This window comes from Dyadobacter pollutisoli (assembly GCF_026625565.1).
Classification (GTDB): domain Bacteria; phylum Bacteroidota; class Bacteroidia; order Cytophagales; family Spirosomataceae; genus Dyadobacter; species Dyadobacter pollutisoli.
In genome coordinates, this window is sequence record NZ_CP112998.1 from 3,663,768 (window position 1) to 3,688,158 (window position 24,391).

The window sequence follows — 24,391 nt, forward strand, 5'->3', positions numbered from 1 at the left end:
GTTCAGGGCCGCTTTTTCACAGGTTTTTTACCGACAGGTTTTTTCACGTTTGACTTTTTCCGCAAGTCGTCATCATCCTCTGCCCTTCGTTTCTGCATGGTTTCGGTCCGGTCCATTTCCTCCGATTCAGAAAATGCCTTCCAATCAAATTTCTCGTCAAACGGATCGAGGGCTTTTTGCGGATCAAACAAACGAGGGTCGATTGCTACTGCATTATAAGGGGTAAAATCTGGCTTGTCGGTAAATAAGTCATTCATATCCGAAGCCGTAGCATCGTACTGGTTCAGGTAAGGAATGCCTAGAATATGCCAGAAAGTTTTGAAAATACTGCCAAAACTATAGTGCTGATTTCCAACGTAATTCCTTTTAATGTAGGGAGAAATGGTCATCAGAATGCTCCTGTGCGCATCTATGTGGTCAACGCCACCCTGCGGGTCGTCCTCGGTGATCACGATCAGCATGTTTTTCCAGTATGGTGTGTGTGACAAAAACTCAATCGTACGGCCAACTGCCAGATCATTATCGGCCATGTAGCTTTCTCCAAACGGAAACCCTGCATCGGGCCGCTCTTTTGTTCCATGGTCATTAGGCAGCATTAATGTTAACATAGACGGAAGCGTTTTACCGTCACCTGCCCATTTCTCATTGAATTCCTTCATAAAAACATCCGCCCGAAACTGATCAGGGATTGCCATGTTATAGCTGGGAAATATCTTCGATGATTTGTCAAGAATCGGCGCGGGCACGGGGTAGTTGACCATATATAACTCGCCAATGTGCTTCATGGTACTGTCCGAATAATTAGCAGCCATTTCAAGCCCGAAACCGAAGTTGAAAAAATCCTTTTTATTACGCTGCAAATGGTCCCAAAGTGAGCCTGCTTCGTTATAGTCTTCCGGGTAAATGCTGCCGGCCGAGCCGTAAAACGACAAATTGCCGGGAGCCGACGAAGTATCCAGCATGTTACGGCCGCCACCATACGCAGCGGCAGTACCTGTTTCAACCCACTCATTCGGGTAAGTATTCACCAGCCAGCGATGCCCGTCGGCGGAAACATCTGAATCGCAATAGTAGTTATCCGAAATAGCGAACTGTTTGGCCAAGGCAATGTGATTGGGCATGACGTCAACACCTTTTAGCGCCGCCGTTTTCTTTCTGTTTTCAAAATTCCTTTTTAGCCCAAATCGGGCAATGGTTGAATCCCCGTTTCCACTAGTAAGCTGACCAAAAACCTCGTCATACGTTCTGTTTTCCTTTGAAATAAAAACAATATGCTTGATAGGAGACTCGGATGCACCGGGGTAAACCGGAACCGGGTTTTCGGAATTCGCTGAAACCTGGGTAAATACATAATTGTTGTCTAGTACCTTTTTTGTCAATGCAGGCAGCTCGCTATCCATTGGAATGTCGATAACCGAAACTGTACCTTTCATGAGGCTTCCAATGTAACTTCCTTCACTCCCCAGTTTGTAGTCTTTACCGCCGTTGGGGCCGCTACCCAGTCCTTTCGCATTCGTTACAATTAGTTTTTTGCCATCCGGGCTTACTTTCAATTTACTTGGAAACCAGCCCGTCGGAATGTGCCCGATCACTTTCATAGCCGGGATGTCCACAACCGCGACTGCATTTATCCCTGCCTCGGCAACAAACAGCCTTTTCTGGTCAGGCGAAACCGTCACACCGAAAGGAATGAGCCCGCGAAGTGAGCCTAGCCGTGGCTCAGGATTGAGATGCAAGGTGTTGACGACGGTATCTTTTGCAATGTCAATCACCGAAACGCAATCATTATTCCCGTTGCTGACAAAAACAAACTGGTCCGTAGCGGCCAGTGAATTAGGGCTACTCCCGCCAACAGCCGGAAAATCTTCTACCATTTGACCAACCAGAATCCCTGTTTTTATTTTGGCTTTTACAGCTGGTTTCGTACCGGTCAGATCATAGCTCCACACTGAAAATGCTTCCAGCGCATTCGGATCGCCTAATGCAGGAACCCCTTTTTCGGGAATACCTTCCTTCATTTCTTTCGAGCCATACTTGGTCGACGGCCATTCGTGCGCAGTTTCCTTCAGATTATCCTTGTCCAGATCTGTAAATGGTTTGTATTCAAAAACACCCACATTGGCTACATAAATGCGTTTTTCGTCCGGTGAAAGGCAAATCCCAAATGGATAGCGACCGGTGGGAATGTTGCTGACGATCTTATTGGTTTTGGTATCAATCACCATCATCCTGAACCCGATCTGGTCCACGGCGTAGAGCGTCGATCCGTCCTTGGTCAGTACCATATCTCCAATGTAGCCGTGACTGTATTTGTTGCCATTCTCAGTCGCCTGGCAGTTGATTGTCAGTTTGTTTTTCCCTGTTTCGAGATCAAAAAGGAAAATCTTGTTCGTCTGGCCACCGGCGACGTACACCGTTTTGTTGTCCGGTGTGATCGCGAGGCCCATAAAGCACGCTTCCAGAATTCCTTTATCTGTTTTTGGCCCGTCCGGAATTTGTCTGACCGCCGGATTTTCACTCAGAATATTTTTTAATACACTGATTGAAAACGGGTTAATCCCAGAATTAGCGGTCACCGCAACACTTCCATCTGCGCTCAATGCGAGGCCGTACGGATGCGGCGCAACCATGAGCTGCTTGCCGATCGGCGTAACATATCGGCCATTTGGAATGATCGTTCTGTTATTTTCATTTTTCCGTAAATATTCTTTCCCCGACGGAGCATTGGCAACCCATTTCTGGGCCGTAACGCAAAAGGCACTTGCAAAAGACAGAGCAGTTAAGAGTAGGTATTTTTTCATAATAGTTTTGGGTTTTAGTGCTTGTTAAAACTTGCCTGTCCATGTAAGCCAAAGGCTGCGGCCCACGCCATTGATCCCCGAACCGTGCGTGCGATAATCCTTGTTCGTGATATTTTGTACGACAGCATTCAGTGCAAAATGTTTGGCATCGTAACCCGTCATCAGATTCAATACTACCCAGCCGGGAGTTCCCCCTTTCGGAATGCGGTTATCGCCCGCATCTCCTGCCGCCAGTCGTGTTTGCTTATCTGCAAACCAGCCCTCGGGACGGGCGTACCATCCATTCCTCCGGTATTCCAATCCAAACCGGCCATTCAATGGCGGAATGCGTCGTACCGGTTCATTTTTTGTCACATTTTTACCAAAATTATAAGCTCCTGCCCCGTACACTTTCCAACTATTGCTGAACACATATTCGGCTTCAAGCTCACCGCCACGAATATAGGCGCGCTCTACATTTTCTTTCCTGTACACATCTATTCCATCAATTTTTTGTCCCGCTACCTTCACGCGTGTGATCAAGTTGCGCAGGTTGTTTTGGAACAATGCCACACTCACCGCTAACCCGCCGGAATGGTATTTGTAACCTGCTTCAAAGTTATACGAAGTTTCAGGTTTGAGATCGTAGGCAGGCAACTCATAGCGAAAATCAACAATCCCGAGCGTTCCCATATCATCAATATTCGGTGCCCTGAAACCTGAATGGAAAGATGTATAAAAATTTGAATTTTCATGAAGCAAGTAAGAGATAGATGCGTTTCCAACGAGTGCCTGCGGCTTCACAGACACTTTACCCAGCACTTCGTCCGCAACCTTTATTCGAAAACCATTAAACCGGCCACCGAACGAAAACTGCCAGGAGTCGAGCTTTAACTGGTGAAGCGAATAAACCGCGTAATTAAGGTATTTGCTATCATCGGGATAGAGCCCGCGACTTGTAACGGGAGTACCATCGGTAACCTGATCAACCTTTTTACTCTTTACAAGATCATTATATATTTCAATTCCAGAACTAGCGTTCCAGAATGAAGTAATGTTAGATAGTACATTAAAAATCAGGCCGGATGTCTGTACTTTATCCGTCTCTGTACGAAGGCTGCTACTGCCATTTTTACGGCTAAGCCTGCCTTCATTGGTGGCTTGCCAGGAGCCGGTCAGCGATATTTCGGAAGCCCATTTGCTGGATGTGGTCCCTTTCAATTTGAAATAACTCAAAGAACGCTTTTGAGGATTGAACTCATTCAATGCAAAGTTTTCGAGTTTGTATCGGTAATAAAGCGGCACGTGTTTTTGAGAAACCGATTGGTGCGCAACTGTGAGCGTCCACGAATCACTGAGCCCCAGAAGCAATTTGGCATCGAAAGCCCGATCTTTGTAGCCACTTGGAGATTGCTTACCGGTGGTATCCCCACCTATCAGGTCCCCGAAATTACGGATGCTAACACCACCCGAGAACGCGGCACGGGAACCCGTGAGCTCCACTCCCGCCCGCAGTGTTTTTTCCATATTGCCGGTCGCATACCGTGCCACCGCTTTACCGTGTACAGCCAGTTTTTCCGAAAATGAAGGACTAGCTGTCAACAATTGAAGGGTACCACCCAATGCATCAGAGCCGTAAGCAACGGAGCCACCACCGCGCAGGACTTCAATTTTATCAATGGTGAATGGGTCAATCGTGTTTAGATATTGGTTCGGACCATAGCGGAATGTACTGTTGTTCAGCCGAATACCGTCAATCAGGATGAGTGTCTGGTTTCCAGTCAGGCCACGCAAAAAAGGCGACCCTGCGCCGTGGGTGGTCTTTTGAACAAAAACACCGGTCGTTCCCATCAGGGCTTCCGGCGTTGTTCGTGGCTGATATGTTTGAAAAGCTTTGGAAGAAATAACGGATATCGAACCCGCGGTTTGAAATGATTTTTCATTGGTACGGCCCGCAGTAATGTTAACCTGACTTAATAATTCGGTACGCAGCGAGTCACTGCCCTGTCCATAGGCGGATGCGATGAAAAGAGAAAGAAAAAAACCGTAGCGTATTTTCATGGGTGTAATCAGGCAAAATTAACAACATGTCAAATCTAGGTCTTCTCAACTGGCAAAAATCAATTATTAAGTTAACAATTCATTAAGTTCAATGCAATGCGAGCGCCAGTTTCCCTTGCCTTCCTTAAAATTTCATAAAAAATTTGCGTAACTCAAAAGTTACCTATACATTTGCGTAACTTCAAAGTTACCCATTGAGGCTATTATCAACTTATCAAAATCAAGTTTTATGACAACTGACAAAGTAGCGATGACCACTCACGAAGTGGCGGCACGATTTAACGAGCTTGCTCAGCAAGAAAAATGGTTTGAAATTCAGGATGAGTTTTTTGCAGATCATGTAAAGAGTTTAGACCCACCCAATTCGCCCTATTTCGGTTATGCGGAAGGCAAAGCCGCTGTACGCAAAAAAGGCGAGGACTTTGTAAAACGGATCGAAGCCGCGCACCGGCTGTATACCTCAGAGCCTCTTGTGAGTGGTAATCACTTCGCTGTCGGAAGAGAGAAAGACCTTACCGTGCAGGGTTTGGGGAGGATACAGATCAGCCAAATCATGCTATATGAAGTGAAAGACGGCCAGATTGTGTCCGAGCAATTCTTTTATTAAGTAGCGCCTGCTCCTTTCATAATATCAGACCCATCGGTTTTCATTAGATCTAAATCAGTTATGGATATAGGAATTATTGGGTCAGGCGCGGTAGGAAGTTGCCTGGCCTCCAAATTTGTAAAGCTGGGACACAGGGTTTCCATTGCAAATTCACGGGGACCTGCTTCTTTAAAACAGCTGGCTAAGGAAACCGGCGCAGAGGCCACTACTGTTGAGGATGCCGTCAAGAATAAACAGGTAATCATTGTTTCAATCCCGTCGAAAAACATACCGGATCTTTCCAAAAAACTGTTTGCTGATCTTCCCAAAGGCGTGGTGGTCATTGACACCTGTAATTATTACCCGCTTCTCCGCGACGGGACCATTGCCGGAATTGAAGAAAGTGGTATAGATAGCTTATGGGTTCAGGAGCAATTGGGCGTTGCGATTGTCAAAGTATTCAATTCGATTTTCGCTACAAGCCTCAATGATCCCGGCCGGGCAAAGGATGATAAAAATCGCATTGCATTGGCTGTTTCGGGCGACGACCCCAAGGCGAAGGATGTTGTTTTCGGGCTGGTAGACGAACTGGGCTACGACCCATTCGACATCGGTACGATTGCCCAATCGTGGAAGCAACAGCCGGGTACTACTATTTATTGCAGGGATATTAATCTGGCAGAACTCAAAAGAAGAGTTGATGCAATGGGAACGGACTGGTCTGAAATGCATGACGTAATTATCGGACAACATCACGCTGACGAAAGTTTAATGGCCGTAGATACGCCGACCTGGCTGAAAAGCTTGAACGACTAAAAACCACTCAAATCGCCCGCTTTGCAGGAAAATTTCGCGCGAATAGCACATAATCCGTTGTCGGAGGGGTGAACCCCAGTTCTCTGATACGTCTGGCGACCTGCCCGCGATGATAAGTGGCATGGTTGACTACGTGTGCCAGCAAATCCTGGGTCGTGTTTTCCTGAGGCTGACCGGCCAGATTGTTATATGCAACCCAATTGTTGAACTCGTCCGGGTCCAGGGTTTGGACGTATTTCAGCCAAAGCTCCCCATTATTATCCAGTTCGACGGTCAGCGGACGCAGTTCCAGGACCTGCCAGACAGGCTCGTCCTCCTGCTGACCCACAATGCGCTTGTACCAGTTTGACTGCGCCAGTTGCAAGTGGCTCATTAGCCTAATGCAATCGTAATCCTCTATATTATTATCAATTAGAAAATTGCCGAGGGCAGCGTTAGCCCAGCTATTAAAACGAAAAAGCCTATCGAAGTAGTCGTTCATTATTATTGATGTATTTGAATTAAAATTATGTGATTTTCGCAAAAAATGAAATTGAATCCCTGAAACTCAAACACAGCTAGGTCGCATTCCTAAAAACGGATGTATTTTATTTCTTCAATCGGTATACAAAAGTTCATATTTTTGTTTCGTGATCGAAGGTAAGTATATCCTGTTTTTCTTCGGGGCACTGGGAGCTTTTAATGGCCTCATTATGGGGCTCTGTTTCGTGTTTTTTTACCGAAAACGAAATTTGTCCAGCTTCGTTCTGGGATGTTTGCTGCTTGCTTTAAGCATTCGGATCGGCAAGTCGGTATTTGTATATTTATTTATTCAAAGGAAAGGCAGACAGCCCATTGAGCATTAAACCCATTAAAAATCCTGTTAAACAACCAGGAGCTAATGATGCTCTTACACTTGCAAAACTCCATCAGGTCATGATGCAGCAAGAGCTTTTCAAAAACCCTAACCTGACATTGGCCGAGCTGGCAAAAAAGTGTCGCTGATTTTAGAATTATATCCCATTTCTTTTTGAGCGATCATCATATACACGGTGTACATAGCCCAAAGATCAGCAATCCACTTTTCGGTACCCGACACACTGCAATGCCGGCATCCGGGGGATTTTCAACGCACCCGCACCATAACAGGGCAGCTCTTTCTAGTTTGTTCATTGTTCATCGCATTTAATAAGGAATGCGTTATTCGGGAGATGGATTGAGAAATGCAAATTGAGGAGGGGGATATTTTGTGGTATTTCCACTTTCAAGAAATCATACTCAACCGATTGAAAACTAATATCTTCCTTTCATTCAATAAGAGGATTCAGCGTAAGGAAAAGATTGATGGAAATGTCTTTTTGATTATACAATATGTATAATTTTTCGTATCTTCGTTAATGGTGATTGGATGGATATCAGGATAACCCAGTTTAGTGATTCTAAAAGTATTGACGCAAAAATTATTAAATCGGCGGGCTTGGCGCTTCCCACTTTTGGTGGGTGGCGGTTTAACTTTGAGAAACATGCAAGGAACGCCGCATTTCAAACATATGTGCTGGTTACAGAGGAAACACCTTATGCCATTGAGGGATGCTTGATTTTTAGATTGAAGGACGAAATGGAACCTTATATGGCGTACATTGAAATTGCTCCGCACAACAAGGGAGAAAATCGTCGTTTTGATCGTGTGGCAGGATGCCTGATTGCTTTTGCCAGCAGGCTGAGTTTTATTCATGGAAAAGATCATTTCAAGGGCTGGCTGGCATTTGATGTTTTAGAAGAACGCGAGGAAGACGAGGTAAAGCTGATGACTGTTTACTGCCAAAAATACGGAGCATTGAAATGGAGCGGGACAACGATGGTAATATCACCGGAAGCAGGCGAAAAACTGATTTTTAAATTCTTGGAACAATGAAAAAAGAGAGCGACGAAATTCTGGTAGAGGATATCTGGAATGAGCAAAAAAAGGCTGGTCTGAAAGAGTTTATTCTTTCGGAATCGGCCAAGCAATCAGAAGAAAGAAGGCTGAGGAATGAGTTGCTGGCGATCCAGTATCGAATGCAGGATTACATTGAAAGTGAAAATCCAACCAATATGCTGCGATTAATGGATTTTGTAAAAATGTACCTTCATACATTGAATGTCACACAAAAAAAACTGGCCGAATTGTTTGAAATGAAGGACAGCAACCTTCATAAATATCTGGTTGGAGAAAGAAAATTGAATGCCGATCTTGTTCTCAAACTCAGCTCATTCTCGCATGTTGATCCTGAATACTGGTTCAGGGTGGAAGTTAAAAATGAACTGATTGAAATTAATAAAGAGAAGGCTAAGGCAAAAGATTATCAGAAGTACGATTACCGTAATCTACTGGCGGCTTCTTGATGGTCTCAGTACCTCATTTAATCGTCAAACAATTTCGGCTTTGATAAAACAGCTACTAACCATCGCCCTATTTTCCCTCTTCGGCCATTTCTGTGCCGGGCAGGGAAAAAGCATTTCTATTCCATTGAATAGCAATGGAGACACTACGTTTTGGTACAAGTACCAAAATCAAAAGTTCGCGGAAATGGGTATGTCAAACCTGATTTACTCCAAAGACACCATGGTACTTCGTTTTTCAACAGAGATTCAGGCGGTTGAAATTCGTACGGCAGATTTCAAGACCTTTTCTGGCACCCTTTACAATTTCACCAAAAAGTATGTACCTGATTCCTGTCAGCAGGAAAAAGAAAAGCAAAGCAAATTACTGTTCAACAAAACAGCCATCAACAAAACTGCCGCCAGGCAGATTTATGAGACTTTCAAGAAGCTTTCGATCGATACTGTACCGAGCCAGGAACAAATAGAACGTTGGCCTATGTTCTCTGACGGAATTAGCTACGTGATCGAATACGCAACACCATCGGTTTATTCTTTTAAATCATATGGAGAACCTTGGGGTTCCCGAAACGAATTAAAGGAGGCAGCCGCGATTGACGATCTTGTAAGGGAACTGAAAGTATCGTTGCCACTTTACACGTCCTTCGACTCTTTCATCAATTCCCTACCAGTTGGCACCTATCATGCAGGCGGTATTTCGTTGATCACCACATCAAAAGAAAGTAAAAAGATCCGACGAAAAAGTCGTTAAATCTGAATGATTTGCGAACCCTTGAATTAATCTCGTGTTGCTTGATTATCAGTCATTTCTAGATAGGGAAGCCTGTATTTGGGATGCGAAAGATATTGTAACCGTGGTATCTATTCATTTATCCTTTCTCAGGTCCCGAACTCGCCCATATAAATTGCGGAAAATCCTGAATGCGCTTGCCGCGATACATTCTCAAAAACGTGCGTTGCATGGCAAACCCATTTACCTCGGCCCATTGAACCGCCGAACTGTTCTGTGTGGGAATATCTATAAAAACCGTTTCACCTCGCAGCTGCCCTATAATTTCGTCTAGTACCTGCCGGCCTGCGTCCAAAGTGACCGCAACGGCCGGGCCGATCTGAACCGCGGAAATTCCTGCCCGGGTACACGCGTAACTCACAGGCTGGTGATCGTCGTCCTGGGTATAACAAAATGGTACCCTCTGCCCCATGAGACTACGGAGCAGCATAGTTCTGTCAGCACCAGTGGCTAACATATCGAGCGTGATAATGTCTCGCATTACTTCCTCAACGACAATTTGTTCGGCGCGTACAGGCGCAGGGTGTCCGGGTAAGGGCTCACGCATGAACCGTGTTACTTCATATTCTCCTTCAAACCCCAATTTGCGGTACAAACCCTCTCCCAATGCCGTCGCGTCCAGTCGAATGGTGGTCATGCCTTTGTTTTCCAGATATCGAATGGCGTGCAGCAGCATTTGCTTGGCTATCCCCTGGTTCCTGAATGCGGTGTCGACCAGCACCATGGCTATCCAGGCACATGTACCGAAGCAGCAGGTCGTGGTGGTAGCGACGGAAATTCCTTCTTTTTCTGCTATAAGACAGCCTTCTGGTTCTAATTCCATGGTGCGAAGCCAATCTGCATCAGACTGGTTCCACCCTGCCTGATTGACCAAATGCCTGCAAAATGGCAGATCAGCTACGGTCATTTTCCTTATTTTCACAAAATCCGAATGCTCTTGCATGTCATCAAGTAACTAACAAAATGTATAGTGCAGCCATTGGATAGTATGTCAAATTAATTTGTTCTATCACTGAGGCCTTCGTTAAAAGCAAACGGGCGTCTCGTTTTAATTAGCAAATATTCTGAATCATGGAAAACCAAGTTATTGCCCGAAAAATAGTTACCGTTCACGCTCCGCAGGCTCATCAGGGATTTCTCGGCCCCGACCATATGGCCCGTGCGGTGATACAAAATGAATTTACAAGCAGCGATCCATTCATTTTACTGATGGATGATGTACTCGATAAAAAGAATGATGAACCGGTCGGCGGTCCACATCCACACGCTGGATTTGAAACGGTTTCATTACTGTTGGAAGGCGAGATCGGCGACATTGGACATTGGATGAAGGAGGGTGATTTTCAGATGATGACCGCCGGAAGCGGCATTGTACATACGGAATCCATTGATCGCAAATCTAAAATGCGGTTGCTGCAAATGTGGCTGAGCCTTCCCAAGGCGGACCGCTGGACGACTCCCCGCGTGCAGGATATTTCGTTTGCAAATGCGCCCCATTTGTCTGAAAATGGCACAAAAATCAGGTTGTATAGCGGCTCATTTGCCGGGCTTACCTCGCCGGTTCAAAATTATGTACCGCTCATTGTTGCGGATATTCAGCTGCAACCTGGCGTAAGCATGGCACACGAGCTCAGTAATTCGTACAATGCATTTTTGTATGTGATCGAAGGTAACGTTCAGGTTGGTGATGACGGTCAGCGTTTACAAGAAAACCAAGTGGGATGGCTGGACCAGCCGGACGGTGACGCACAAACTGAACTGATACTGACTGCCGGTGAGAATGGTGGCAGGGTTATTCTTTATGCCGGACAGCCTCAAAACGACCCTATTGTTTCCTACGGGCCATTTATCGCCGATGACCAGGAAGAAATCAGGGGCCTATACCGGGATTTCCGACAAGGCAAAATGGGACACGTCTCGGCTTTACCAGCCGGGCAAAGATTCAACTACTAAAATACATTACTGGTTGGCATTGGAATAAATGGCGCGGGGCACATCTTCGCGCCAACTTATTTAATAACTTGCCGTGAAGCAAAGCCTAACCGACAATGAAAAAACTGATACTACTCACTGCGTTCCTTGTTGCCATTCATATTCCCAGACTTGTTTCCGCTCAAACCGCCCTCCAAGGCTCCGTAGAACGCATTAAGGTGCACGGAAAAGGATTGGAAGGTAATCTGGAAGGCAATTCTGCCGACCCGGAGGTATCGATTTATCTGCCACCAAGCTATAAAAAGGATTCAAAACGCCGCTATCCCGTCGTATACCTGCTACATGGCTTCACCGATAATGATGCACAATGGTATGGGCTTGTGAAGCATTGGATCAACCTGCCAGTCATCGTCGACAAGGTTTTTGCCGGAGGACAGGCTCAGGAAATGATCATCGTGACGCCCAATGCGTATACGCGCAGCGGAGGAAGTTTCTATTCTAACTCGATCACCGTCGGCAACTGGGAAGAATATGTCGCCAACGAACTGGTCAGCTATATCGATCAGCATTATCGTACCATTGCAAAAGCTGCCAGCCGCGGCCTTGCGGGGCATTCTATGGGTGGTTATGGAACAATGCGCATTGGGGAGCGGTACCCGAAAGTCTTTTCAAGTCTTTATCTGCTGAGTCCGTGCTGTATGGTACCCGGTGGTAGCCGTTCGCCCGAATCACTTGCAAAAATAGAGGCGATAAAAGATCCTGCTGATTTCAATAAGGCAGATTTTGGCACAAAAGCGGCGCTTGCATCGGCAGCGGCCTGGTCCCCAAACCCAACGAAACCACCATTTTACACCGACCAGATTGTCGAGAATGGCGAGTACCAAAAAATGACCGAAACAAAATGGGCTGCTAATTCCGGATTGGCGACGATAGATCAATACATTTCAAATCTGAAACAACTCAAAGGAATCGCTTTCGACGCCGGAGACCGTGATCAGCCCATTGCCTCGAACATTAAAATACTGCATCAGATATTGGATAACTATAAAATCGAGCATTCTTATGAGGAATATCAGGGTGATCACCTGAACAAAATTGGTGAGCGAATTGAGCAAAAGATGCTGCCGTTTTTCTCCAAAAATCTGTCTGGACAATAATGACTGGTACCGATCTATTTCGAATCCAGGCTGATCACCTGGGCCTTATGCTTTTCCGGCAGGATCAGGTTCCGCATCAAATGATGTATCCCGAAAACCCGCAACAATTTATAGGTTGGCAGGATCACAGTCAGGACTGAGCCGTGGCCAAGCGCGAGCTGCTCATTGACGCGGTCAGGGGCGATTCGCGCCTGTACCTGGCTGAGCAGCATGTACCTACCCCAGCCCAGATGCTTTCGGTATTGTTTGTACAGATCAATGGAGAAGTTACTTTTTTCGAGATTTTCGAGCAAATGCTCTTCTCTCATTTTCTTCCAGCTGGGATAATCGACAGGCAAACCGGGTATCTGCATTCTTGCACCAACCTTACAAAAGACATCGAACGCTTCCGCTTTTTCATCGTCTGTCATTTTCCTTTCCAATAATTCAAATGAGCGAATGGAGTAGTCGACGAGCATGAATAACACGTCACGGTATGCCCAATCGGGAATTCGCGCACCGCGCTTGTTTTCTACTTCCTTATGAATGGCGGTGATCTGATCAATGGCTTTCATTGCCGCGTCGTACTCAGAAAACACAATTTGCCTGGCATATGCTACTGTTGAAAACAGCCTTCCAAGCGGATCAGCAGGCAATTTGCCCGTAAAGTAAAGCCAGTCCACTGATTTATTCAATGCGAATTCCGCAGAAGCGCCTGCAAAAATAAAGAGGATCGTATCCGCCTTTCCCCAGATCTCCCGCACTATTGAACCCTCTTTTACAAACCAATTCATATTTTCTGAAAGCGTAAAGCCATTTTTTCGATTATCAAAACAAATACAATACCCAAAGTATAAGCCACCATATCCGACCAGGAAAAACTGGTACCCAACACCACATTAGCTACCACATTGGTTTCCAGTCCTAAAATTTTAACAATTTGAAAAAACTGCAAGGTTTCTACCAAATAAGAAAAAAGCAGAACAGCTCCCGCTGCCATCAGCACGGACGTATTAGTAATACCTTTCAGCAAACAATAAAGTAGGATGACAACCAGAAAATCCCCTCCCCAGGGACGAATGAAGGCATCACGCACAAACAATGCGATCAAAACCTCGGTGACAAAAAGCAGCAACGCGAGGAGGAGATAACTTTTGTTACGCCTTAAAACAAATTGATTTTCTAGCCGCATTTGAAGTTTTAGTCAAAATAAAAGTACTTTGAAATACAAAGTAAAAATTAAGAACTGACTTATCCAAATGAACCTTTGGAAAGGCTCTGATTTTATCAATTACGGCCAGACTTAGATCAATATTTTTAACCTAAAAACCTGGCGATAATCCGTCTGGCAATGTCCAGAAGTGCTTTGAAGTTGTTGGGTTTTACAAAAAAATCATTGGCTCCCGCAGCGAGGGCTTTCTTTTTGAGCTCGGGATTGTCGGAGGTCGATAGCATTACGGCGGGCACATCGGAGAGTTCGGGTTCTGACCTGATTTCCTTAATGGCCTCTATCCCGTTCATTTTGGGCATATTCATATCCACTAACACAACGGTTTCTGACAGGTCATCAGCGCTTTTTACATTCTCGACCAGTTCTTTTCCATCTTGTGCTTCAATAATGGTCACATTAGGATTCGCCTCTTCCAAAGCGTCCCGCATAAGCATTCTGTCGTCTTCGTCATCATCAGCAAGATGAACTGTCTGGCCTTCTCCCATATCATTGTAACAACTTAAAAGACAAATATATCAAATGATCTGCTTTTATGGATGCATGCTATGCCGAACCACAAATTGGTTCACAAAATCCTCGGTTTCATCGGGCGTCACAATAATATTTTTGCCATCGATGGTTTTGATCAAAACCGTCTTTTTCCTGCGTGTCGCATACCAGGTCATACTCCCGAGTTTGGAATTGGCAAACTTCCCGAAGTAGCCGAACAGCCCTCCTACCCCGAAAGTCCGGAAAGTCCACTTCAACATTTCATCATCCAGTAATTCCACGCTTGCAATCTTATTACGACCCAGTGAAACATTGTTCAATGGCCTGTGGATGATCAGCTTATCTTTTGTTAAAATATAATGAACTGGCCGAAATACATAGCAAACCGCATAGATTGCGACGATCATGACCGCCATAAAGTAAGGCCCGGGTCCACTACTACCACCATCAATGAATGAGCCAAGGATGATTGCCAGAAACAATACCGTAATCGCGCCGGTGATGATTTTAGTAGCGTTGTCCCAGGAGGCTTTGTAAGTCATATCATGAGGGTTAAGTCATGTGAAAATAATAATTTTCTACGAAATCACCTTGCAATCGACACAGGTTCCAGCCTATAGCCCAGATCGCGTAACAAAACAACAAGGCCTATCTGATACATTAAATGTCCGAAGCCTACTGCTATCAGGCAGGGTCTTTGGGTGATATTCTTTTCAATCTTGGGCAACCAGTTACGGTTTCTCTCCGCCATTGGCAGACCGCCGTATTCCGTTGCTGCCCGTTTGAAGTCGTTTGAACTGATTTTGTCGAAATGGTAAGGCATATTCATTTTCCTGTACCTCCTCATAATCTCCTCCACCCTATCCTGATCCGAGTAAATATTCCATTCGGCTTTGTCGCTGCCTGCTATACGCCTCATCGCCTGGGTCATAACGGAACGGGCATCGGCTACCCGCGTTGAATCGAAATCGTAGTTTTTCAGTTTGTCAAGATGGTCGCCTCCTTTGCCGCGGGCTTTATAAAGTTTAAAGAGGTCGAGATCCATATATCTTGTGACTCCATTCCCTCCCGGCCTGTCGAGTACCAATGTTTGCAGAATTGCCGATTCCATTTCCATCACACTCATTTCCTCAGCATCCGGATTGGCCCTTACCCCTTCTCCCACCCGCGCCACAAAAAAAGAATCCAATGTCTGATATTCCTTCGGCGTCAGTACCGATAATGCGGTCAAGGTACCCGGCCGCTTGTTGACAGAAAATGGCTCTACTTCCGTGCTGAATGCTTCCGTAAGAATGTATTCGGTACTATCCACCACCGCCTTGATCTCCGGGAAAGAAAGCAGCCAGTCTAACTCCATCAAATGCATGGTTCCCAGCAGATAGGAAGGCTTTTTAATGCCTTTACCCGTGATTTTCCAGAGAATGGTCTGAGGGTCTTTACCTGGTTTGTCTGAATTTACATTTTGCCCGAAAGCAGTCAGCGAGAACAGCAAGGCAATGAGGATCGAAAAATGTTTCATGTCTTGATTGATGAATTTGAATATTTCTAACCTGTATATTTAAATCATTTCCGCTTCTGGGCGAATAGCCAGTCCAGTAACCCCGGTGCATCACGCACATCATTCCAGATATCATGACCGGCGTATGCAAATTCGGAATATTTGGGCTTACCGCCAGCTTTTTCGATCGCGTGGATGATCTCGCGCGTACCGCTCACAGGAGCGAGGCGGTCGCGGGCACCATGAAATGCCCATATCGGCATATTCACCAGCGCTTTTCCGTACCTGGCGTGACCTCCCCCGCAAATGGGTATGGCCGCTGCAAACATTTCGGGGTGCGTACTGATAAAATGCCAGGAACCGTAACCGCCTCCGGAAATCCCGATTACGTAGCGTCTTTTCGCGTCAATAAGATACTGTTTTTCAATGGATTTTATCGCATTAAAAACGAGCGTATCGATAGTAGGATAACCATCAATGCCGCCAAAACCGTAACCTTCGGGACATTGCGGCATGAAAATGAATGCAGGGTATTTTTCCCGGTTCGTATCATTGGACAAAAACGGCGCGGGATCAGCGGTCAGCTGCCTTACATTATCAGTCCCGTGCGCGCCTCCGTGATGCAGGCACACGACCAAAGGATACTGCTTTGTAGAATCGTAGTCAATCGGTGTGATCAGCCGGTACCTCAGCGTATCGCCGTTACCGTTCACATAGTTTCTCGCACCAAATGCCTCTGCCTGTTTCTTTTCGAACGGTGTCGGGACGTATGCCCTGTGAGATCCGGACCGGACACTTTCGCCTGCGAACATTGTTCCAAAAAAGAGCATTCCCAATATTGCCAGCACCTTGGCGAGCTCCCGCCAGACAATCGGTGGTGTTTTTTCTCCGGTATCCGTCAGCAGTTTTGATTCACTTCGCAGATTCAATAAAAACAGGATAGGAGCCAGTACACCTAATATTGAAACTCCGCGGTGGATTTTTTCCAGTAGTGTTCTAAAAGGAACGTCCAACGTATTGACGCTCCATAGCATGGTCACAAGCAGCACAGGCCCGAGAATTACAGACACCACTCCCGCCCATTTCAGTAAAGGCTTTTCGTTTGCATTGGAAAATATCAGACTTAGTCCAGACAGGATCCCGACGCTAAGCAGCACCACACAACTACCGATATAAATTTGCTGCAAACTTCTGAACAACAATATATTATAGATCAAAATATACTGCCACAAATTCACAACAGCACTGATTAGCCCGAACACAAATGCTGCCTTGTACGACTTGTACCAGAAATACTGAAGTGAGGCAAATGACGCTACGACAAAAATAAAGGCGTAAACCAGCAGCCAGGGATAAAATGCCCCTACCGTTAATGTTCTGGACCCGAGACCCAAAACGATTATACCCTGAAAAATGCCTGAGACAATAAGTAATGCAGTGAAAAGCGTCGCAAATGAATAAAAATCGCGGGATAGCACGGACTTTAGCATGTTGGAGAAGTGGTTAGTCTGCGTTCGTGTTTTCTTTAATGATTTAAAACAAAGGCAGATACGAAACTACTTTTCAGATTAACAAAGGTTACATAACCGGTTAACTGGCTGTTTGTATGGCTTTGTTCCAAGAACTTATGACAACGTGATCATTACCAAGTCTTTCAAAGTAGATAATCAAGGGGGCACAGCCAGGGCTCATAAGGTACTTGCGAGGTAGCTCATTTCTGTCCCGATCACCCCCTCCGAATGTCTCTTTTAAGGAGTATTTGTGTTGAAGAAACCTGATAATTTTGAAACATCAAATCGATAGTAACAACATTATCAAACCTTAAACACTTTTCAACATGCCAAAGCTGAATACTTACCTCAATTTCGACGGAAATACGGAAGAGGCTTTCAATTTTTATAAATCTGTTTTCGGCGGCGAATTTATGTCCGTGAACAAAATGTCGGACATGCCTGGCGCTGAGCAACTTCCCGAAAACGAGAAAAACCGGTTGATGCATATCGCCCTGCCAATCGGTAGTGCGGGTGACGTTCTGATGGCATCCGACACGGTACCATCTATGGGGCACGTGCTGAATGTTGGGAACAATGCATATGTTTCAGTGTTCACCGATAGCCGCGAAGAAGCTGACCGCTTGTTCAATGGATTATCGGCCGGAGGAGAAATCGAAATGGCGCTGGACGATATGTTCTGGGGCGACTATTTTGGCAGTTTCAAAGACAAATATGGCGTCGGCTGGATGATCAACTTTCCGAAGGCGCATTAATAGGGATTACTGACAAAAACCCGCCAGACAGATTAGCTGGTGGGTTTTTGTTTCGAAGAAAAATCGCTGCTATCAATAGATTACTATTTGGCTACCTGCTTTTTTGCCTGGGCTTCAAGTATTAGCTGTAAATCAGCGCTTTCGGCCGTGACGTGGGCATAGGTACCCTGGCCGAGCTGACTGAGTTTTTTCAGGCGTTGACCCGTCTGAGCGTTTCGTCCGAATGTAAATATTGTGAGGTACACGTCCTGACGCGCATTCTCGCCGATCATTTGCATTACTTCATCGCTTACCGGAAACTCGCCGTCTGTGGCAAGTACAATGCGATTATTCCCGCCCCTAATGTATTCCTTGTTCGCGACTTTATAAGCAAGCCGGATCCCCTCATTACCGTCAGTATCACCATCCGATTGCAGTAAATCAATCTGTCGCGCGATCTCTGCGGCTTTTGAGCCGGAAGTTGGTTTCAGCACCACTCGCGCTTTACCGGAATATAAAACTATGGATATCTGATCCTCCGCCCGAAGCAATGTCAGCAGCGACTTGATCGATCGTTTCAACAGCGGCATTTTGAACGGCGAATTCATCGACGATGATACGTCCAGCAACAGTACCATATTATTAGGAGCAAAACCTTCCAGCGAGCGCGTTACATGTTCCTGCGAAACCGCGCGATCCACATACACTGTGTCCACACGTACGCGCTCGACGTAAACCGTATCTTTTTCAATAACTGTAACAGGAGCTGCCTCATTCACAACTGGTTTCTCAGCCCGGCTGACGGGAACTTCCTGCTTAACCGGCTCCGAACTTGTCCGTTCGGAGATAGCAGCTGGCTTTTCCAGGGGAACTTCTATTTTCTTCGGCGGATTATTGTCAGGCTTTTGCGGGGTCAGTCTGCGAAATGTAAAAATGTCAGGCTGGTTAATCATTTTGAGCAATCCGGCGTTGGCGAGCTCGATAAATTTGTTGTACTGATACACCAGCTCATTGTTGTAGAAATAATAAAATGACTCAAAAGGGTGCCGCGTCGTACCTGCTGAGGGCATTTTTACTTTCGGCACCGTTTCCGCAAACCGCAGCGAATTCGCAGCCAGATCTTCGTAAGGCGAATAAGGACAAAGACCGTTACTACGTCCGTACCGTTTCAGCCCTTTCATGTTTTGGTACTCATCTGCAATGAGCTGCTTCGCGTCCTTTTCAAGCTCGTCTGTTTCCGGTAATTGCGATTTTTCGCTTTTCAAAAAGTCCTTGACTCCAAAGAATCCTTCTCTGCCATTATCCATTGTTTTAAGCAGTGCTTCCCCTGCAACGTACCAGGAACTTGCCGCATTTGCATTCGGGTAGCTCTCATGAATGCGTCGCACATCCTTATAAAGCTGTTCTTTCTTTTGGTCAAAAACATCAAATAGAATGGCATACCGGTCCAGAATGGCATCCGAGCGGCTAAGCTGGTCCTGTACATATTGTTTTTCTGTAGTGTAGGCAACCAATTCGGCGCTCAATCCGTCCATTTCCTTCAATACATTCAGCAGCACTTCCGCCTGGGTATTGATACCAGCCCGGTAAGGCTGCGGAACTGATGTGCTGGCGCTTAACAAAAGCTGATATACTGCAACCGGGACTTTGAAATCGTCATAGGCATAAGTGAGGTTTGCCCGTTTCTGGGCACGGGCCGGATCACGATAGTACTCGGCAGAAGACTGGTAATTACGGATCAGTACCTGCATCAAATGCATTTGCCGGAGTGATTCATTGATGTATTCGACGTAGTCGTTCAGTACCCGCACCGTGGCCGCGGAAGGTGGGGACGATGCCTTTTTTACATTGAATGTTGCGAGCGGCTTATCCTGAAAAGGAGGAGTTTTGGTGATCTTTTGTGAAGCTGCCGAGCTTGGTTCCGGGGCGAATATCGGGCTGAATGCAGGATAGTCAAGCATTCTCCTGGCGGAATTGCTATAATTGATAAAGGCTTTGTGGTTAACCAGCAAATCCTGGTTGTACCGGTTCATTAATGATATATAAACCTCATTGCCATGCCGTGCCGACTGTTTTGCCGCAAAATTATGATCGTCGATTGCATGACTTTTAATGCTCTGCATCTCAGACAAAGCCGATTTGAACGAACCGACCATATCAGAAGCTGGGTATGCCAGTTTGGACTGTAACTTTCCGAAATCAGCCAGCACTTTTTCATCACGCAGCATACTTTGCTGCACCTTCGCGACCGGCCATTCAAATCGGCTTTCTTCATTGAGATAAAAAGGTAACGAATCCAGCAATTGCTGCTGACTCCGCAACACTTCTTCCATTTCCCTCTCGGTGGCGAGGTACGGGTCTGCGGCTGAATAGGGCTGGTAGCGATGATAAATAGATTGAATTTGCTGGTAACAAGCAGCTTTATCCTTACTGAATTTTCCAAAAAGCGATTGCATTTGCGACACGAGCGCATCAGATTTTTTCAAATTATCGTCTTTGTATGCATTCAACCGGACGTGGGTTTCCAGTGCTTTACCTGTCTCATCCAGTTTGTTCAGCACATCCCAAACTGACTTGGCAGCGGCATTGAGCTGTTGCCTTTCGCCGGTTGTTACCGCTTTCGCCTCCAATGCTTTGTTATAATAAAACTCTTCCAAAGGGCCGGAAGATGGTAACCTGAGCGACAAGTCCGGTTTTTTGCGGTACCGGTTCGCATCTTCCTGATAATCCCGCAGCATTTTGAACCGGTCCGTCACTTCATCAGCCGACTTGCTCAGAAACTCTACATAATGGTTCAGCGACTGCTGCGACGCTTCCTGCTGCGCCCACACATCATTATATATGCAGGTGAAAATAAATAAGAGGAGTAAACGTGGTCTCATATAGGTATCGTAGGATGAATGTGGTGTATAGCATTTGCAGCCAGACGAATGTCGGGATTTTGAAGCAAAAATGACAACTCTCCGTCGCATCACTTATTCATCGTATGAAACCAGGGATTTTCGGCCGGGCTTGTTCACCGGAGGTTAAAATGTATCACCTTTTCAGACTTTTGTATAACACCCACGGAGCGGCGTGGATATAGCTTTGCATTATCAATTTTTAACAAAAACAGTAATGACAAAGACCATATTTATTACAGGAGCTTCCCGGGGATTTGGGAAAATCTGGGCAGAAGCTTTTCTTAAAAGAGGTGACAAAGTAGCAGCCACCGCAAGGAATCTGGAAACATTGAATGACCTGAAACAGCAGTACGGCGATGCCCTCCTGCCTATCAAACTGGATGTTACCGACAGGGCCGCGAGCTTCGCAGCCATTCAACAAGCCAAAGACTACTTCGGACAAATCGACGTCGTGATCAATAATGCAGGATATGGGCTTTTCGGTGCCATCGAAGAAGCTACCGAACAGGAAGCACGTGATCAGATCGAGGCTAATGTGTTCGGCTTGTTATGGGTAACGCAAGCTGCGCTACCGATCATGCGGGCCCAAAAACATGGACATATCATTCAGGTATCCAGTGTATTAGGCGTGGCCACATTACCTGTACTAGGACTTTACAATGCCTCCAAATGGGCAGTAGAAGGCCTGAGCGAAAGCTTGGCCAGCGAGGTAAAAGACTTTGGATTGAATGTAACCCTGGTAGAGCCAAACGGATTTTCGACCGACTGGGGTGGCGCATCTGCAACCCATTCTCAGCCGATAGAAGCTTACGACCAGGTAAAAGCCAATTTCCAGGCCGGCGCAACCCCCGAAAGCTTTGGTGACCCCGAAGCAACCACTGACGCAATTCTCAAACTGATAGACGCTACCAATCCTCCGCTACGCCTCTTCCTTGGAAAAGTCGCCTTCCCATGGGTAAAACAGGTATACTCGGACCGTTTGGCAACCTGGGAAGAATGGAGCGAAGTTTCAGCGCAAGCACACGGAATTTAATGCTTTCATAAGCTGTTCATTACAATGTCAGCCTAAGGCTGACATTGTAAAAGTTTAATCCACCAATCATGCACCATTTCAAAAATTTAAGCGATATGCACCGGTATAATGGTTTTCCTGTGCCGGAAAATCCAATGCTGAGCCTGCTCCGCTGTAATCAGACCTGCTCTTTTGGCAACAGAGAGTTTACGACTGATTTTTATATGATCGCATTAAAGAAAATGAAATCGGGCGTGATTGTATATGGCAGGACGCGGTATGATGCCGACAGTGGTTCCATGTACTTTACAAAACCGCGGCAAGCCATTGAAATGCGTGATCTTGAACTGGAAGAAGACGGTTTCGCGATCTACATTCACGAAGATTACCTGAATGGTCATCCATTGCATTCCGAAATCCAGAATTATAATTATTTCGATTACGAAACGAACGAGGCGCTGCATTTGTCGCCCAAAGAAGAACAGATCCTGTGGGACCTTTACGGCAAAATTGAAACAGAATACAACAACAATCAGGACGAATACAGCCGGGAAATCATTCTGGCGCACATTGATTCGATACTCAAATATTCACAACGGTTTTACAAACGACAGTTTATCAATCGTGCAGAGATCTCCGGCAAGGTAGTATCCAGGTTTAATCATTCATTGTCCGAATATTTCCAAAGCGGGCTGATGACCAAACAAGGCTTGCCAACCGTGAAATTTATGGCCGATCAGCTGAATACCTCTTCACGTTACCTCAGTGATCTTTTAAAACAGGAAACCGGTAAAACAGCCATTGAACTCATCCATTACTTCCTGATCTCGGAAGCCAAAAATCTGTTGAAAGGCGCGGATATTAATGTGGCAGAAATTGCATATACATTGGGTTTTGAAAACCTCCCCTATTTCTCACGGTTGTTTAAAAAAGAAACCGGCGTAAGCCCTGTTCAGTTTAAAAAGCAATACCTGAATTGACAGAAAGTTCATGAACTTTTTAACAAAGTGAACTTGAACTTTTCAACAAATCTACCCACCTGAATACTGGCGACCTTTGTCTTACAAAACATTCAAAAAAACAAAACCAGTATTTAAGATGAAAACCATTGATAAAATTTATGTGAACGGTGCGTTTGTTACTCCCCACGGCACCGAGCTTTTTCACCTCATCAATCCTTCCACAAACCAACTGATCAGCCAGGTAACACTCGGCGACGAGGAAGATACCCGACTGGCGATCGCCAGTGCCAAAGCAGCATTCAAACAATTTTCCAAAACCACCAAGGCCGAACGCATTACCTATCTTCAACGCCTTCACGAAGCCGTTTCGAAGCGAGAAAGTGAATTAGTAGCCATAATGGTGGAAGAGTACGGCGGTACGCTGCAATTTTCAAAAATGAGCGTCAGTAATGCCATCAATTCTTTCACTCAAACTATTGAAACGCTCCAAAATTTTGACTTCGAAAAAACGGTGGGCAATTCCCGGGTCAGGCTGGAACCATTGGGCGTGGCCGGTATTATCACCCCATGGAATTCCAGTAATAGTTTCGTTTGCAGCAAATTAGCCACCGCCATCGCCGCAGGCTGCACCGCAGTGATCAAGCCAAGCGAAATGAGCGCGATGCAGACACAGGTCTTGGTTGAATGTCTTCATGAAGCGGGGTTGCCAGCAGGGGTTTTTAATGTGGTCAACGGCCGGGGCGATGTGGTAGGAGCCGAAATCACCCGTCACCGCGACATCGCGAAAGTGTCATTCACAGGTTCCACGCTGGTAGGCAAAGCCATCGCCCGCAGCGCTGTGGACACTATGAAACGTGTTACGCTGGAACTAGGTGGCAAGTCTCCCAATATTCTGCTGGACGACGCCGATTTTGAAAAAGCCATTCCGCTGGCCGTCATGGCTGCGTATATGAACAGCGGGCAGGCTTGCGTGGCTGGTACCCGTTTGCTCGTGCCCGAAAACCGTCTGGAAGAAGTCAATGCAATGGTGAAAGCGGTGGTTGAAAAAGTAAAAGTCGGAAATCCGCAGCAGGAGGATACGACCGTTGGTCCGCTCGTGAGCAAAAAACAATATGACCGGGTACAGCAATACATTAAACTGGGACAAGAAGAAGGCGCGCAGTTGCTGATCGGCGGCGAAGGCCAGCCAGAAGGCCTGGAAGCCGGAAATTTTGTCAAACCGACCGTTTTTACGGGCGTCAATAATCAGATGCGTATTGCCCGCGAGGAAATATTCGGCCCGGTACTTTCTATACTGACTTACAAAACCGAGGAGGAAGCAATCGAGATTGCGAATGATACCGATTATGGTCTGCAAGCGTATGTCAGCTCATCCGATACCGAACGTGCGCAAAGAGTTGCAGCGCAGATTTCCGCTGGCCGGGTACTGATCAATGGCCTTTTCCATGATCCGCTGGCACCTTTTGGTGGATTTAAACAGTCGGGCGTGGGAAGGGAATTCGGCGTGTATGGCCTGGAAGCCTACCTGGAACCGAAAACGGTCCTGATCTGATTCTTAACATTCCAAAGTGAAAAGCCCGGTAACGACA

The 24,391-nt window shown here is 46.0% G+C and carries 23 protein-coding genes; 12 read left to right on the plus strand and 11 right to left on the minus strand.

Features of this window, described 5'->3' with window-relative positions:
- Positions 1 to 2 precede the first annotated feature (2 nt).
- Together ON006_RS14930 and ON006_RS14935 are read right to left on the minus strand one after the other, a co-directional pair.
- Positions 3 to 2,801: a hypothetical protein gene (locus ON006_RS14930; protein ID WP_244823129.1), complete on the minus strand. Its 2,799-nt coding sequence runs from the start codon at positions 2,799 to 2,801 to the stop codon at positions 3 to 5.
- Positions 2,802 to 2,825: 24 nt separating this feature from the next.
- Entirely contained in the window at positions 2,826 to 4,841 is a 2,016-nt protein-coding gene (locus ON006_RS14935) for a TonB-dependent receptor plug domain-containing protein (RefSeq protein ID WP_244823128.1), read from the minus strand.
- A 229-nt stretch (positions 4,842 to 5,070) separates the two neighbouring features.
- Between ON006_RS14935 and ON006_RS14940 the strand changes: the two genes are divergently transcribed.
- On the plus strand, positions 5,071 to 5,448 hold the full coding sequence (locus tag ON006_RS14940; protein ID WP_244823127.1) for a SnoaL-like domain-containing protein: 378 nt from the start codon (positions 5,071 to 5,073) through the stop codon (positions 5,446 to 5,448).
- A 60-nt stretch (positions 5,449 to 5,508) separates the two neighbouring features.
- The gene (locus ON006_RS14945; RefSeq protein ID WP_244823126.1) at positions 5,509 to 6,243 is read left to right on the plus strand and encodes an NADPH-dependent F420 reductase; all 735 of its coding nucleotides are present in this window, start codon (positions 5,509 to 5,511) and stop codon (positions 6,241 to 6,243) included.
- Between the two features lie 7 nt (positions 6,244 to 6,250).
- On the opposite strand, the gene ON006_RS14950 is transcribed toward ON006_RS14945, so the two are convergent.
- Positions 6,251 to 6,724, minus strand: a complete 474-nt coding sequence (locus ON006_RS14950; RefSeq protein WP_244823125.1) for a DinB family protein — start codon at positions 6,722 to 6,724, stop codon at positions 6,251 to 6,253.
- A 314-nt stretch (positions 6,725 to 7,038) separates the two neighbouring features.
- On the opposite strand from ON006_RS14950, the gene ON006_RS14955 reads away from it, so the two are divergent.
- From ON006_RS14955 to ON006_RS14970, 4 genes are all read left to right on the plus strand, one after another.
- The gene (locus ON006_RS14955; RefSeq protein WP_267609994.1) at positions 7,039 to 7,227 is read left to right on the plus strand and encodes a hypothetical protein; all 189 of its coding nucleotides are present in this window, start codon (positions 7,039 to 7,041) and stop codon (positions 7,225 to 7,227) included.
- A 403-nt stretch (positions 7,228 to 7,630) separates the two neighbouring features.
- On the plus strand, positions 7,631 to 8,137 hold the full coding sequence (locus ON006_RS14960; protein WP_244823124.1) for a hypothetical protein: 507 nt from the start codon (positions 7,631 to 7,633) through the stop codon (positions 8,135 to 8,137).
- Entirely contained in the window at positions 8,134 to 8,607 is a 474-nt protein-coding gene (locus tag ON006_RS14965) for a helix-turn-helix domain-containing protein (protein ID WP_244823123.1), read from the plus strand. The genes ON006_RS14960 and ON006_RS14965 overlap by 4 nt, the downstream gene beginning before the upstream one ends.
- A 40-nt stretch (positions 8,608 to 8,647) precedes the next feature.
- Positions 8,648 to 9,355 carry a hypothetical protein gene (locus tag ON006_RS14970; RefSeq protein ID WP_244823122.1) on the plus strand — a complete coding sequence of 236 codons (708 nt, stop codon included), beginning with the start codon at positions 8,648 to 8,650 and terminating at the stop codon, positions 9,353 to 9,355.
- Positions 9,356 to 9,473: 118 nt separating this feature from the next.
- Here ON006_RS14970 and ON006_RS14975 read toward each other — a convergent pair whose 3' ends face one another.
- Positions 9,474 to 10,337: a GNAT family N-acetyltransferase gene (locus tag ON006_RS14975; protein ID WP_244823121.1), complete on the minus strand. Its 864-nt coding sequence runs from the start codon at positions 10,335 to 10,337 to the stop codon at positions 9,474 to 9,476.
- Positions 10,338 to 10,465: 128 nt separating this feature from the next.
- Here ON006_RS14975 and ON006_RS14980 point away from each other — a divergent pair, with 128 nt between their 5' ends.
- A complete protein-coding gene (locus ON006_RS14980) occupies positions 10,466 to 11,347 on the plus strand; it encodes a pirin family protein (RefSeq protein WP_244823120.1) in 882 nt (293 codons plus the stop codon).
- A gap of 95 nt (positions 11,348 to 11,442) precedes the next feature.
- On the plus strand, positions 11,443 to 12,483 hold the full coding sequence (locus ON006_RS14985) for an alpha/beta hydrolase (protein ID WP_244823119.1): 1,041 nt from the start codon (positions 11,443 to 11,445) through the stop codon (positions 12,481 to 12,483).
- Positions 12,484 to 12,497: 14 nt separating this feature from the next.
- Here the strand turns inward: ON006_RS14985 and ON006_RS14990 are convergent, their stop codons facing one another.
- From ON006_RS14990 to ON006_RS15015, 6 genes are all read right to left on the minus strand, one after another.
- Complete coding sequence (locus tag ON006_RS14990; protein WP_244823118.1) at positions 12,498 to 13,256, minus strand: oxygenase MpaB family protein; 759 nt, start codon at positions 13,254 to 13,256, stop codon at positions 12,498 to 12,500.
- Entirely contained in the window at positions 13,253 to 13,654 is a 402-nt protein-coding gene (locus tag ON006_RS14995; protein WP_244823117.1) for a ribosomal maturation YjgA family protein, read from the minus strand. Before ON006_RS14995 ends, ON006_RS14990 begins: the two co-directional genes overlap by 4 nt.
- 125 nt (positions 13,655 to 13,779) lie before the next feature.
- Positions 13,780 to 14,178, minus strand: a complete 399-nt coding sequence (locus tag ON006_RS15000; RefSeq protein WP_244823116.1) for a response regulator — start codon at positions 14,176 to 14,178, stop codon at positions 13,780 to 13,782.
- A gap of 45 nt (positions 14,179 to 14,223) precedes the next feature.
- Entirely contained in the window at positions 14,224 to 14,724 is a 501-nt protein-coding gene (locus ON006_RS15005) for a PH domain-containing protein (protein WP_244823115.1), read from the minus strand.
- A gap of 44 nt (positions 14,725 to 14,768) precedes the next feature.
- Complete coding sequence (locus ON006_RS15010) at positions 14,769 to 15,701, minus strand: TraB/GumN family protein (RefSeq protein WP_244823114.1); 933 nt, start codon at positions 15,699 to 15,701, stop codon at positions 14,769 to 14,771.
- A 44-nt stretch (positions 15,702 to 15,745) separates the two neighbouring features.
- The gene (locus tag ON006_RS15015; RefSeq protein ID WP_244823113.1) at positions 15,746 to 17,170 is read right to left on the minus strand and encodes a carboxylesterase family protein; all 1,425 of its coding nucleotides are present in this window, start codon (positions 17,168 to 17,170) and stop codon (positions 15,746 to 15,748) included.
- A 347-nt stretch (positions 17,171 to 17,517) separates the two neighbouring features.
- On the opposite strand from ON006_RS15015, the gene ON006_RS15020 reads away from it, so the two are divergent.
- On the plus strand, positions 17,518 to 17,946 hold the full coding sequence (locus ON006_RS15020) for a VOC family protein (protein ID WP_244823112.1): 429 nt from the start codon (positions 17,518 to 17,520) through the stop codon (positions 17,944 to 17,946).
- An 83-nt stretch (positions 17,947 to 18,029) separates the two neighbouring features.
- On the opposite strand, the gene ON006_RS15025 is transcribed toward ON006_RS15020, so the two are convergent.
- Positions 18,030 to 20,807, minus strand: coding sequence for a vWA domain-containing protein (locus ON006_RS15025; RefSeq protein ID WP_244823111.1), 2,778 nt, complete (start codon positions 20,805 to 20,807; stop codon positions 18,030 to 18,032).
- 235 nt (positions 20,808 to 21,042) lie between these two features.
- On the opposite strand from ON006_RS15025, the gene ON006_RS15030 reads away from it, so the two are divergent.
- The 3 genes from ON006_RS15030 (at position 21,043) to ON006_RS15040 (ending at position 24,354) form a co-directional block, all read left to right on the plus strand.
- Positions 21,043 to 21,861, plus strand: coding sequence for an SDR family oxidoreductase (locus ON006_RS15030; RefSeq protein WP_244823110.1), 819 nt, complete (start codon positions 21,043 to 21,045; stop codon positions 21,859 to 21,861).
- A 68-nt stretch (positions 21,862 to 21,929) separates the two neighbouring features.
- Positions 21,930 to 22,820 (plus strand): helix-turn-helix domain-containing protein, encoded by an 891-nt coding sequence (locus ON006_RS15035; RefSeq protein WP_244823109.1) that lies wholly within the window; start codon positions 21,930 to 21,932, stop codon positions 22,818 to 22,820.
- Positions 22,821 to 22,938: 118 nt separating this feature from the next.
- The gene (locus ON006_RS15040; RefSeq protein WP_244823108.1) at positions 22,939 to 24,354 is read left to right on the plus strand and encodes an aldehyde dehydrogenase family protein; all 1,416 of its coding nucleotides are present in this window, start codon (positions 22,939 to 22,941) and stop codon (positions 24,352 to 24,354) included.
- Positions 24,355 to 24,391: the final 37 nt, after the last annotated feature.